This is a genomic window from Oerskovia sp. NPDC060338 (genome assembly GCF_042726295.1).
Classification (GTDB): Bacteria; Actinomycetota; Actinomycetes; order Actinomycetales; family Cellulomonadaceae; genus Oerskovia; species Oerskovia merdavium.
This window is the reverse complement of sequence record NZ_JBHXCQ010000005.1, coordinates 132,868-145,079: the sequence shown is the minus strand read 5'-3', so window position 1 is coordinate 145,079 and position 12,212 is coordinate 132,868. Positions and strand designations below refer to the sequence as shown.

9 protein-coding genes and 7 tRNA genes are annotated in these 12,212 nt (G+C 72.6%); 12 read left to right on the top strand and 4 right to left on the bottom strand.

The features are described from left to right. Positions 1–170: 170 nt before the first annotated feature. Positions 171–404, top strand: coding sequence for a PLDc N-terminal domain-containing protein (locus ACFWGN_RS08030; protein ID WP_191804945.1), 234 nt, complete (start codon positions 171–173; stop codon positions 402–404). Between the two features lie 807 nt (positions 405–1,211). On the opposite strand, the gene ACFWGN_RS08025 is transcribed toward ACFWGN_RS08030, so the two are convergent. The 3 genes from ACFWGN_RS08025 to ACFWGN_RS08015 form a co-directional block, all read right to left on the bottom strand. Beyond that, positions 1,212–1,283, bottom strand: a tRNA-Val gene (locus tag ACFWGN_RS08025). A gap of 281 nt (positions 1,284–1,564) precedes the next feature. Then, positions 1,565–2,434, bottom strand: coding sequence for an aminotransferase class IV (locus ACFWGN_RS08020; protein WP_377616428.1), 870 nt, complete (start codon positions 2,432–2,434; stop codon positions 1,565–1,567). 4 nt (positions 2,435–2,438) lie between these two features. Next, on the bottom strand, positions 2,439–3,539 hold the full coding sequence (locus ACFWGN_RS08015) for a chorismate-binding protein (protein WP_377616427.1): 1,101 nt from the start codon (positions 3,537–3,539) through the stop codon (positions 2,439–2,441). A gap of 350 nt (positions 3,540–3,889) precedes the next feature. Between ACFWGN_RS08015 and ACFWGN_RS08010 the strand changes: the two genes are divergently transcribed. From ACFWGN_RS08010 to ACFWGN_RS07975, 8 genes are all read left to right on the top strand, one after another. Continuing rightward, a tRNA-Gly gene (locus tag ACFWGN_RS08010) sits at positions 3,890–3,961 on the top strand. A 36-nt stretch (positions 3,962–3,997) separates the two neighbouring features. Then, positions 3,998–4,068: transfer RNA gene (locus tag ACFWGN_RS08005), tRNA-Cys, on the top strand. A 47-nt stretch (positions 4,069–4,115) separates the two neighbouring features. Further along, a tRNA-Val gene (locus tag ACFWGN_RS08000) sits at positions 4,116–4,190 on the top strand. Positions 4,191–4,638: 448 nt separating this feature from the next. Then, a tRNA-Gly gene (locus ACFWGN_RS07995) sits at positions 4,639–4,710 on the top strand. A gap of 36 nt (positions 4,711–4,746) precedes the next feature. Continuing rightward, positions 4,747–4,817 (top strand) — tRNA-Cys (locus ACFWGN_RS07990). A 47-nt stretch (positions 4,818–4,864) separates the two neighbouring features. After that, positions 4,865–4,939: transfer RNA gene (locus ACFWGN_RS07985), tRNA-Val, on the top strand. Positions 4,940–5,067: 128 nt separating this feature from the next. Beyond that, complete coding sequence (locus tag ACFWGN_RS07980; protein ID WP_191804951.1) at positions 5,068–5,391, top strand: DUF2277 domain-containing protein; 324 nt, start codon at positions 5,068–5,070, stop codon at positions 5,389–5,391. A gap of 85 nt (positions 5,392–5,476) precedes the next feature. After that, entirely contained in the window at positions 5,477–5,764 is a 288-nt protein-coding gene (locus ACFWGN_RS07975) for a hypothetical protein (RefSeq protein ID WP_318244605.1), read from the top strand. 53 nt (positions 5,765–5,817) lie between these two features. Here the strand turns inward: ACFWGN_RS07975 and ACFWGN_RS07970 are convergent, their stop codons facing one another. After that, entirely contained in the window at positions 5,818–6,051 is a 234-nt protein-coding gene (locus ACFWGN_RS07970) for a hypothetical protein (RefSeq protein ID WP_191804953.1), read from the bottom strand. A gap of 412 nt (positions 6,052–6,463) precedes the next feature. On the opposite strand from ACFWGN_RS07970, the gene ACFWGN_RS07965 reads away from it, so the two are divergent. Genes ACFWGN_RS07965 through ACFWGN_RS07955 form a run of 3 tightly spaced genes read left to right on the top strand, consistent with a single transcriptional unit; the run spans position 6,464 to position 12,204 of the window. Next, positions 6,464–8,188 carry a SulP family inorganic anion transporter gene (locus ACFWGN_RS07965; protein WP_377616426.1) on the top strand — a complete coding sequence of 575 codons (1,725 nt, stop codon included), beginning with the start codon at positions 6,464–6,466 and terminating at the stop codon, positions 8,186–8,188. Positions 8,189–8,242: 54 nt separating this feature from the next. Next, on the top strand, positions 8,243–10,513 hold the full coding sequence (gene glgX, locus ACFWGN_RS07960; protein WP_377616425.1) for a glycogen debranching protein GlgX: 2,271 nt from the start codon (positions 8,243–8,245) through the stop codon (positions 10,511–10,513). Next, positions 10,510–12,204: a hypothetical protein gene (locus ACFWGN_RS07955; protein WP_377616424.1), complete on the top strand. Its 1,695-nt coding sequence runs from the start codon at positions 10,510–10,512 to the stop codon at positions 12,202–12,204. Before glgX ends, ACFWGN_RS07955 begins: the two co-directional genes overlap by 4 nt. Positions 12,205–12,212: the final 8 nt, after the last annotated feature.

The window sequence follows — 12,212 nt, the reverse complement described above, 5'->3', positions numbered from 1 at the left end:
GCGGACCTGTCACCGTGCCGCCGACGGTCGTGACCGTCGGTCACGCGCCTGGCCGAGCCGGGCCGGAACACCTGGGACCGGTGCGCTGGGGCCCGGTGCCGTGCGCGTCGAGCGGTGCCCGCGTAGCGTCGTGGCCAGGGGGACGTCACACCGCTACGGGAGGAGTGCTCATGGCACACAAGAAGACGTGGAACGAGTTCAGCGCCGGCAAGAAGGTGCTGATGCTGGCGGTCTCGGTCGTACAGATCTCGCTCACGGTCGCGGGCTACCGAGACCTGGCCAAGCGCTCCGCCGACGAGGTCGAGGGCTCGAAGCTCGCGTGGGGCGTGGCGATGCTCGCCAACTGGGTGGGTCCGATCGCCTACTTCGCGAAAGGCCGCAAGGGGCTGGGTCTCAACAGCTGAGCCTGCTGCCTCCGACCCGGGCGAGCGAGCGCGTCATACGGCGTAGCCGTTGGCTGCGGCGCGCCCGCCGGGCACAGGCACCTCGAACCTTGTCGGCGCCGCGCGCCCAGGGCTAGCGTGGTCAGTGGCGTCGCGTGGCGGACACGCCACCCGCCGTCGACGAGAGGGGCTCGTCATGAAGGACGTGCGATGCATGGTGGGCTGGCACAAGTGGCAGCGTCGCCAGATCGAGGACTCCCGCTACCTCGCCTGCACCCGTTGCGGACGCGAACGGAACACCGTGCCTACGGGTCCGCTGGGCGGGGGGATGGGAGGGCTGGCCGGTTGAACCGGCCACCCGCCGCCGGGTACCCGGCTGGCCGTCGCGTCACGGCGCGTGCCAAGGAACGAGGTCGCCCGGCTGTGGCTACCGCTGCGCCCTGACGCCGGACGGGCTCCGCGGTCGGCGTCGGCTCGAACGAAGACCGGACCACGGCAGCCGTGGTCGCGCTGCGGGGATCTGCAGGGGCCCGAGCCAGACGACAAGGCTCGGGCGAAGCGGCTGCAGTCCCCACCACCCGACGCCGACGTCACGAACGGCGCCACGCCCGGGCGACGACGCTCCCACCCACGACGACACAGGCAAGCCCAGCGAGCGCGAGCAAGCCCGCCACCGCGAGCCCCGCTCCTCGCACCGGCGCGGGGACGACGGGGGCCGCCTGTCCTCAGTTGATGCAGGCCCAGCCCCGACTGCACGCGCGGTGCACGAGATGCGACGCAGAAGGCCCCCAGCCAGCGTTTCCGCTGGCTGGGGGCCTTCTCCTTCGGTGGGCGATACTGGGTTCGAACCAGTGACCTCTTCGGTGTGAACGAAGCGCGCTACCACTGCGCCAATCGCCCGCTTCGACTGAACCTTTCGGTCCGGCCGTGCGTCCTGGAAGATATTAGCCGTATTTCGACCCAGATCGCGAACTGGCCTCCGGACCCGGCCCTCCGCCCGCCGTCACGGGACTCCCCCAGCGTAGCGCCGCTGGTCCCGCAACGGCCTGTTTCCGCGCCTCGGCCGCTTCTCACGGTTCGCAGACGAGCCAGGAGCGGGCGGGGCAGTCGACCTCCGGCAGGCCGCCCGCCGGCCTCCGCACACCGTGCACCCCACCCCCCTGCACCGGACTCACGCCTCGTCACGGGTCCATGCGCTCCCGCCGCCGGCGGTCGAACAGCTCGCGCGCCGCGAGCGACAGCTCCCCGGCACGTACGGCGACACCGTCGAGCGAGACGACGGGCTGGATGTTGCGCACGCTCCCCGCGAGGGCGAGGCCCACGCCGGGGGCGGCTCCGCCGTCGGGCCCTGGAGCCACGACACGGTCGAGGACCTCGAACGGGAGCGCGGCCTCGCGGACGGGCAGCCCGTCCTCCGCCGCCCACTCCAGGAGGAGCTCGCGCGTGATGCCCGCGAGGCAGCCCGACGACAGCGGGGGCGTCAGGAGCTCTCCGCCGACCTCGACGAGCACGTTGGCTCCCGTGCCCTCGCACAGCTCGCCCACGGTGTTGGCGAGGATCGCCTCGTCTCCCCCGCGCGCGACGGCGTCGGCGAGCGCGACGACGTTCTCGGCGTACGAGGTCGTCTTGAGCCCGGCCACCGCCGAGCGCTCGTTGCGCACCCAGGGCGAGCGCACGGTCCGCGAGGTCGGGCCGGGCGACGCGGGACCCGCGGCGATCACGATCGTCTCCTCGCCGTCCTCACGCCCCGACCCCATGGGACCGAACCCGCCCGTGACCGTGATGCGCAGGCGCCCCGCGCTCTCCCCCGCGGCGGCCAGGACCTGCGCGACCCCGTCGCGGATGCGCGCCTCGTCGGGCGCCGGCAACCCCATGCCGGCCGCGGACCGGCCCAGGCGCCGCAGGTGACGGGTCAGCGCGAACGCCTGCCCGCCGTACACGGCGCACGTCTCGAAGATCCCGTCCCCCACGGTCACGCCGTGGTCGAGCGCGCTCAGCGCCCGTTCCCGCGGTTCGACGAAGGACCCATCCACCCACACGACGATCGACATGACCTCAGTCTGCCGCAGCCTCGCCCGAGGCGAGCGCGACGAGCCGCGCGGCCTTGAGCTCGGTCTCCTCCCACTCCTCGACAGGGTCGCTGCCCCACGTGATGCCTGCCCCGGTCCCGAACCTCAGCTCGGCGTCGGACCACCAGAAGGTCCGGATGCCGACGGCGAGCTCGGCCTCGCCCGTGTCGCCGTCGACCCAGCCGACGGCCCCGCAGTAGGGACCGCGCGGGCCGCGCTCGAGCTCGGAGATGATCCGCAGCGCCGAGGACTTGGGTGCACCGGAGACCGACGCGGGCGGGAACGTCGCAGCGAGCACCTGTCCCCAGAGACCACCGGGGGCGTCCTGGGCGACCTGCACGCGCCCCTGCACGCGCGAGACCAGGTGCACGAGGCCTGGGTGCGCCTCGACCGCGAGCAGGTCGGTGACCTCGACCGAGCCGGGTTCGCTCACGCGTTGCAGGTCGTTGCGGACGAGATCCGTGATCATGACGTTCTCCGTGCGGTCCTTCTCGCGCAACCCGTCCGCAGTGGCCGCGGTGCCCTTGATGGGGCCCGACGAGAGCACACCGCTCTCGAGCCGCAGGAAGAGCTCGGGCGAGGCCGTCACGACCCACATGGGCTCGATCCCGCTCTCCGCGGGCACGTGGATCGCGCCCGCGTAGGGCGCGGGGTTGCCCGCGGCGAGGATCCGGGCGAGCGCACGGGCGTCGGGCTCGCGGTCGTCCGCGGGCAGCGGCGCGGTGAGGACGCGGCAGATGTTGGCCTGGTAGACGTCCCCCTCGTGCACGGCGTGACGCACGGCCGCCACGGCGGCCTGGTACTCGTCGCGGGACAGCGAGCTGCGCCAGGTGTCGGGGTGCGGCCCGCGCCACGAGCCCTCCCTGCCCGACGGCGTCACGCGCGCGGTCAGGTCGTCGCCGGGTGCGTCGTGGTCGGCGAAGCGCCAGGCACGCGCCCGCCCCCCGTGCGCGGGATCCTCGAAGTCGGCGACGACGAACCAGAGCCCTTCGGCCAGACGCTCGGGTTCGACCGCGAGGTCGATGCACTCGACGGCACGGGCCGCCTGGCGGCCGGCGAACGACGCGAACCCCGCCCCGTCGCGCACCGTGCTCGGCCCGTGGCCGGCGGCACCCGCCTCGCGGGGTCGACCCCCCGCCGCCTCTGGACCCTCCCGGTGCAGGTCAGAGCCCTGCACGTCGAAGCCCTCCGCAACCCTCCGCGCGGTCTGGGAGCGTGACCCGCGCCTCATTCCACCGCCTCGACCCGAGCGGACGGAGCGTCAGGAAACCGCGGAACGGCGCGGGTCCTGGGGAAACTGGTTCGTAGCGCTGGCACCCCACAACGCTACCGAGCCTCGCGCGGGGCCCGAACCCGGTTGGACGCCCAGCGCTCTCGTCTACTAAAGTCTGTGACGCGCCGAAAAACGCCGGAGAGATCCGGACGAGGTTCGGCAGTGCGGACGTGGCTCAGTGGTAGAGCATCACCTTGCCAAGGTGAGGGTCGCGGGTTCGAATCCCGTCGTCCGCTCGGATAAGTCTTCGGACTTGTCGGGTTCGAGTCCCTGGTGGAGTGGCCGAGAGGCGAGGCAGCGGCCTGCAAAGCCGTGCACGTGGGTTCGAATCCCATCTCCACCTCTCAGCAAGGCAGTACCCCTTGTGCTGTTCTCTCGTAGAACAGCCCTGGGCGATTGGCGCAGCGGTAGCGCGCTTCCCTGACACGGAAGAGGTCACTGGTTCGATCCCAGTATCGCCCACCACAACGAAGGCCGTCCCCACCGGGACGGCCTTTTGTCATACCCGCTCAAGGACCCCTGAGCCCGTACGCCACCCCGCACGCCTCCAGGCCGCTCCGGGCAACCCGGGCGTCCGTGTCCGACTGCGCCCAGCTCGGGTGCACCACGATCTGCCTCCTGTTCCGCGACGGACGCGGTCCGTACACCTTTGCCCCCTCGCGGCGGTCCGCGGCCCGGGCAGGCACGAAGGAGCGCCGGCACGAGGGAGCGGCCCGCGACGGCCACCCGCGACCCGTACCCGATCGCTGCGCGGTGAACCGCACGCCGAGCCGTCGACGACGCCGCTCGATGCCGCGCGAGGTCGACGGAACAGAGCACTGACCTGGGGCGATTTGGACTCTTGCCCCATCTTTCGGCTAGAGTCTGTGACGCGCCGAAAAACGCCGGAGAGATCCGGACGAGGTTCGGCAGTGCGGACGTGGCTCAGTGGTAGAGCATCACCTTGCCAAGGTGAGGGTCGCGGGTTCGAATCCCGTCGTCCGCTCGGATAAGTCTTCGGACTTGTCGGGTTCGAGTCCCTGGTGGAGTGGCCGAGAGGCGAGGCAGCGGCCTGCAAAGCCGTGCACGTGGGTTCGAATCCCATCTCCACCTCTCAGCAAGGCAGTACCCCTTGTGCTGTTCTCTCGTAGAACAGCCCTGGGCGATTGGCGCAGCGGTAGCGCGCTTCCCTGACACGGAAGAGGTCACTGGTTCGATCCCAGTATCGCCCACCACAACGAAGGCCGTCCCCACCGGGACGGCCTTTTGTCATACCCCCTCAAGGCGTGGAAATCGTCGGGCCCGACGCCATGGCGCGATCCGTCCCTTGTCGCGACGACGGGTCGCACGTAGCGTCGAGAGCATGTGTCGCAACATCACGGCCCTGCGAGGGCTCGAACCACCCGCCACCGACGAGGAGATCCAGGCGGCCGCACTGCAGTTCGTCCGCAAGGTCGCCGGGGTCCAGAGCGTCAGCGCGGCGACCCGTGGCCCCGTCGACGCGGCCGTCGCCGAGATCGCCGCGACCGTCACGCGGCTGCTCGCCGACCTTCCCGAGCGCCGTCAGCCCCCGAGCACGGTCCCCCCGCTGCGCCGGGCCGAGGTGCGGGCAAGGATCGCGGCGCGCGAGGCGGCAGAGGCCGCGCACGACCGCGCACACCAGCTGGGCCTCGTCCACGAGCACTGACCACCACCGGGTCGGGCACGCCTGGCCTGTCGCGTGCGTGGCCCCGGTTCCCCTCGTGCACCGTCCGAGCGTCTAGGCTCGTCGGGTGGACTCCCCCGCCAACGAACCCGTCAGCGCCTCGATGCGCCGCGCCAAGGCCGAGGCCCGCACCTCGCACGTCACCATCGGCCACGTCCGACGGGTCGACGACGGCCGGGTGACGATCGACTGCTCGTGCGGCATGCAGCTCACCAACGGACCGGACTGGTCGCTCGACGAGCACATCCGGCTGCACCGGGCCGAGGCGCGCTACGTCGCGCTGAGCAAGGTGGCCCCTGCCGGCATGCCCCGCCTCGTCGCCGTGGACCAGGACCGGCTGCCGACGCTCGACTGAGTGCCGGGGCGGTTGGTCCGCCGCACCGCTCCGGCACGCCGGCCGTCAGCTCCTCAGAGCTCGTCCGGGTCGTCCCACGACCGTCCGCTCGACATCCCGTCCGTGGGTCGCCGTTCCTCGTCGGCCAAGGACTGCGGCGCCTTCGAGGCGTCCCCTCCCTCGCGGACGTCGACCTCTGCCTCCTGCTCCAGGGTCAGCCGCGAACGTGGGGAGATGCGTGCGGACGAGACGTCGCTCTCGTTCAGGTCGACCGCGTCAGGGGCGCGGTGCTCACTCGTGCTGCTCATACCCCTGGTCTAGCAGGTCCGACGGTCCGACGCACGGCTCCGCGCCGACCGGGCAAGCGCCCCCAGGGACAGATCACCCCTCTCCTGGCAGGCGGTGAGGCGCAGGAATGGGGCGGTCGGGATGCGCTCCGCGCTTGGCACACTATTTCGACCCCTGTGAGGATTCACGCTCAGGCTCTCGCTGCCCTCGTCTCGCGACCCTCCGAGACCGCGCGGACCGAGGCCGCTGCGTCGTCGTCGGGCCACGAGGCGCGCCGACGCTCCCCGCGGGCGATACTCGGGCCATGGCTGCCCCGGATCCTCCCCGGGCCCCGCAGGGCCTCTTCCCCACCCTGCAGGGGTACCGTCTCGCCTCGTTGCGCACCGACGTGCTCGCCGGGCTCACGGCCGGCGCCGTGGTCGTGCCCAGGCCATGGCGTACGCGACGATCGCCGACCTGCCCGTCCAGTACGGGCTCTACACGTGCATGCTCCCGATGGTCGTCTACGCGGCCCTCGGCGGATCGCGCGCGCTGAGCATGTCGACCACCTCGACCATCGCGACGCTCGTCGCGACGTCCCTCGTCGGCCTCTCGACGATCAGCGGGGGCGGCGACTCCGAGGCGCGGATCCGGGCGCTCGCGACGCTCACGGTCCTCGTCGGGGTCATCCTGCTCGTCGCACGCGCTCTCCGGCTGGGCTCCCTCGTGCAGAACATCAGCCATGCGACGCTCACGGGCATCAAGGCGAGCGTGGGGCTGACGGTCGCGGTCGGGCAGGTCCCCAAGCTCCTCGGAGCACGGGAGACTCTTCACGGCCACGGGTTCGTCCCCGAGGTCCGAGCCGCGGTCCGTGCGTTCTCGGACGTCGACGGGACGACCGTGCTCCTCTCGGTCGTCTCTCTCGCGGCGCTCGTCGGCATCGGCCGCCTCTGGCCCAGGCTGCCTGCCCCGCTGCTCGTCGTCGCGGGCGGGATCCTCGCCTCGGCGTTCGGCGGCATCACCGAGCGCGGTGTGAGCCTGGTCTCCCCCATCCCCGCGGGCCTCCCCGCGATCGTCCTGCCGCGGCTCGGCGACGTGCCCCACCTCCTGCCCGCCGCAGCAGCGATCGCGATCATGGCCTTCCTCGAGTCCGTCGCGGTCGCCCGCGAGGTGCGCAACCGCAAGGACCCGCGCATCGACCCCGACCAGGAGCTGCTCGCGGTCGGGGCCGCGAGCCTCGTGGGCGGGTTCACGGCCGTCATCCCCGCCGCGGGCGGCTTCTCGCAGTCCGCGGTCGCCCAGCGGGCCGGGGCACGGAGCCAGCTCGTGAGCGTCGTGACCGCGCTGCTCGCGGTCCTCGTGGCCCTCTTCCTCGCCCCGGTCCTCGACCACATGCCCGAGGCGACCCTCGGCGCGGTCGTGCTCGTGGCCACGCTCGGGCTCGTCGACGTGCGAGAGTTCCGGGCGCTGACCCGCTTCGACATGTCCGAGCTGTGGATCGCGGTCGCGACCACGCTCGTCGGGCTCCTCTCCGGGCTGCTCGCGGGTGTCGCCGCGGGCGTGCTCATGACGCTCTTCATCGTGCTGCGCGACCTCGACCGCCCCCAGGTCGAGGTCCTGCGACACGGCCCGGACGGGTGGGAGGCCGCGCCCGACCAGCCGCTGCCGGCCGGAGCGCCGACCGCGGGCGTCGCGCAGAGTACCCCGGGCGCCCTGCCCGGCCCCGGCTCCACGGACACCAGCACGGGCGCGGGCCTCCTCGTGCTCCGGCTGCGGGGCATGCTCTACACGGCCAACGTGCGCCCCACGGTCGAGCGCACGGCACAGCTCGCCAGGGCTGCGAGCGCCCGGACGCTCGTGCTCGAGGTGAGCGCCATGGACTGGGTGTCCTCGACGGTCGTCGACGAGCTCGAGGACCTCGACGACGAGCTGGCCGAGAACGGGTGCCGCCTGTACCTCACCGGGGTCGAGCCGGCCCTCGAGCAGCGGCTGCGAGCCTCCGACTGGTTCGACGAGCTCGAGGACCAGGGCAGGGCCGTGAGCACGATCGACTCCGTGGACGTCGCAGGGTCCTCGTCGCGCCCACCGGGGCCGACTCCCCCCGGGCGCGCGACGCCGTCGGGCTCCGACGTACCTCCCGAGGCGCCCGGCGCGCACTCGTCTCCTGCCCCGTCCTGAACCCCGGGGCGTGCCGTGGGCGACAACCTGCGCCCGGGATGAAAGGCTCGACCCATGCAGACCTGGCCGGGCCGACCGTATCCGTTGGGCGCGACGTTCGACGGGACGGGGACGAACTTCGCCCTCTTCTCGGAGGTCGCCGAGAAGGTCGAGCTGTGCCTGATCGCCGACGACCTCGACGAGGACGGGCGTCCCCGCGAGACGCGCGTCCTGCTCGAGGACGTCGACGCGCACGTCTGGCACGTCTACCTGCCCGGGCTGGGTCCGGGAGCGCGCTACGGCTACCGGGTGCACGGCCCGTACGACCCGGCGGCAGGCAACCGGTGCAACCCCGCGAAGCTCCTGGTCGACCCGTACGCCAAGGCGATCGACGGGCAGGTCGACGGCGACGAGTCGCTCTTCTCCTACCGGTTCGGCGAGACGCCGGCCGTGCAGGCCGCGACCGGCGGGGCCCTCCCGACGCCCGCGGACGAGGACCACGGCGCGCCGCGCGAGGACGCCGACGACGAGCCGGTCGCAGAAGAGCAGGCGCCACCGGCCCCCACCAACACCGAGGACTCGCTGGGGCACACCATGCTCTCGGTCGTCGTCAACCCCTTCTTCGACTGGGGCCACGACCGCCCGCCCCAGCACGACTACCACGACTCGGTCATCTACGAGGCGCACGTCAAGGGCATGACCATGCTGCACCCCGACGTGCCCGACGAGCTGCGCGGGACGTACGCGGGCATGGCCCACCCGGCGGTGGTCGAGCACCTGCGCGCCCTGGGCGTCACGGCCGTCGAGCTCATGCCCGTGCATCAGTTCGTGAACGACCCGAGCCTGGTCGCCAAGGGGCTCTCGAACTACTGGGGCTACAACACCATCGGTTTCTTCGCGCCCCACAACGGCTACACCGCGTACGGCACGCGCGGGCAGCAGGTCATGGAGTTCAAGGCCATGGTCAAGGCGCTCCACGAGGCCGACATCGAGGTGATCCTCGACGTCGTCTACAACCACACGGCAGAGGGCAACCACCTGGGCCCCACGCTGTCGTTCCGCGGGATCGACAACGCCGCCTACTACCGGCTCGTCGACGGCGACGAGGCCCACTACTTCGACACGACGGGCACGGGCAACTCGCTGCTCATGCGCTCGCCCCACGTGCTCCAGCTCATCATGGACTCGCTGCGGTACTGGGTCACCGAGATGCACGTCGACGGGTTCCGCTTCGACCTCGCGGCGACCCTCGCCCGTCAGTTCCACGAGGTGGACCGGCTCTCGGCGTTCTTCGACATCGTCCAGCAGGACCCGGTCGTGTCCCAGGTCAAGCTCATCGCCGAGCCCTGGGACCTGGGCGACGGCGGCTACCAGGTCGGTGGGTTCCCTCCCCTGTGGACCGAGTGGAACGGCCGCTACCGCGACACGGTGCGCGACTTCTGGCGCGGCGAACCGGCCATGCTGCCCGAGTTCGCGAGCCGCCTGACGGGGTCCTCGGACCTGTACGAGCACTCCGGTCGCAAGCCCATCGCGTCGATCAACTTCGTCACGGCCCACGACGGGTTCACGCTCACCGACCTGGTCTCCTACGACGAGAAGCACAACGACGCCAACGGCGAGGGCGGGGCCGACGGCGAGAACCACAACCGGTCGTGGAACTGCGGGGTCGAGGGGCCCACCGACGACCCCGAGGTCCGTGCGCTGCGGGCACGTCAGCGCCGCAACTTCCTCGCGACGCTCCTGCTCTCCCAGGGCGTCCCCATGCTCTCCCACGGCGACGAGATCGGCCGCACGCAGCACGGCAACAACAACGGGTACTGCCAGGACAACGAGATCACGTGGATGGACTGGGGTGGCGAGGAGGGGCTCGACGAGGAGCGCAGCAGCCTCCTGGACTTCGCCCGCCGCGTGGTCGAGATCCGGCGGGCGCACCCGCTCCTGCACAGGCGGCGCTTCTTCCGGGGCCCCGCCGGCACGCCCGACGGCGAGATCCCTGACATGGACTGGTTCGACCTCTCGGGCAGCCGCATGGACACGACCGACTGGAACCAGGGGTACGCGCAGTCCGTCATGGTGTTCCTGGGCGGAGACGACCTTCCCGAGCGCGACCGGCGCGGGGAGCCCATCGTCGACGACTCGTTCCTGCTGCTGCTCAACGCCTCGGACCGTGCGCTGGACTTCACGCTGCCCGCCGCGGCCTACGGCGCGACGTGGCGCACCCTCGTGAGCACCGCGGACGGCGCGGAGCCCGAGCCCCTGACCTTCCGCGCGGGCGAGCTGCTCACGGTCTCGTCGTTCGCCACGGTGCTGCTCGTGCGGGCGCAGAGGGAGGCGAACGCCGGATGACCTCGCGCTACCGCAACATCGCCAAGCCGCCCGACGACGCCCCCATGATCCCCGTCCCCGGCCCGCGGCCGGTCGTCTGGGCGCCCCGGGCCCGCACGATCGAGGTCGTGCTGCCCGGCCCTGCCCGGGGCGGCGAGGGAACCCCGGACGGTGAGGCGGCCGGGACCCGTCCCGAGCCCGAGCGTCGCCCCCTGCGCCTGGTCGGGATGCACGTGCCCAACTGGTGGGGAGCCGACGACGAGCTCGAGCCGGGCACCGACTACGGGTTCTCGATCGACGGGGGCCCACCGCTCCCCGATCCGCGCAGCCCGCGCCAGCCTCACGGGCTGCTCGGCTGGAGCCGCTCGTTCGACCCCGCGTTCGACTGGACGGACGAGGCGTGGCGAGGTCCCGACGCTCGGGGCGCGGTCCTCGACGTCGACGTCCCGACGTTCACCCCCGAGGGCACGCTCGACGCGGCGGCCGAGCAGCTGGACTCCCTGGCCGCGCTCGGGATCGCGGTCGTCGAGCTGCGGACGATCGGCTCGGTCGCGGGCGTGCTGTGTCCCCACCTCTACACGGTGTGCGAGGAGATCGGCGGGCCACGCGCTCTCCAGCGGTTCGTCGACGCGGCCCACGCGCACGGGATCGGCGTCTCGCTCGGGGTCGCCTACCACCGCGCGGCCCCCGGAGCGGCCTTCCTCGAGGCCTACGCCCCGTACCTGGCCCCCCTGCGCAGCCGGCGCCGCCCGGCGGGCGCGCCGCTGCCCGCGCTCCCCTCGCGGGACGAGCGCGCCGCAGAGCCGGCCGTGGACCTGCCCGCGGGGCGCAGGATCAACCTCGACCGCGCCGGCAGCCGCGAGGTCCACGACTGGGTCGTCGACAGCGCCGACCGATGGTTCCGCGACTTCCACGTCGACGCGCTGCGCATCGCCCGCGTCCAGGACCTTGCCGACGCCTCGCCCGTGCACCTCCTGGTCGAGGTCGCCCGCACGGCGGACGCCGCGTCGCTCGTGCTGGGGCGTCCGGTGCGGCTCGTGGGCGAGTGCGAGACGGCGGAACCCCGGATGCTGGTCCCGGCCGAGCAGGGAGGCAGGGGCTTGGGCACGCTGTGGGTCCGCGGTCTCGAGCGGTCCTTCCACACCCTGGTCGCGGGCGCCCGGGAGGGCGACGCGACGTGGTTCAACGCCCTCAGCAGGATCCTGACGGCGCCCGACGCCGCGCAGGTCATGCTCGGCCTCGGATCGACCGAACGGGTCGACGAGGACGGCCAGGCGATCGCGACCGCGCTGCTCCTCGCCTCGGCCTACGTCCCGCGGCTCGAGCCGCCCGCGACCGAACGCCTGCGCGCCTGGACCGGCGCGCTCCTGCGCCTGCGCCGGGCCGTGCGGGACGACGCGGCCCTCATCGTGCGCCGCGGACCGGGAGGCGTGGTGCTCGTCCAGCGCGGGAACGCCGTCACGGTCGTCAACGTGGGGCCACACCCGCGGACCGCACTGCTCCCCTCGTCCCGACGCGCCTGGACCGTGGCCGCGCGGTGGTCGCCTCCGGACGACCCGGCCCAGACCGGCGGGGAGGTCGACGACGTCGCTCGGCCAGGGCCCGACCATGCGAGCGCGCGACGGGACCTCGAGCCCCTCGCGCCAGCTCCCGTCGACGAGTCCTCCGTGCGTGTCGCGGGCCGTTCGGCTGTCGTCCTGACCGCGAGGTGACTAGCCTC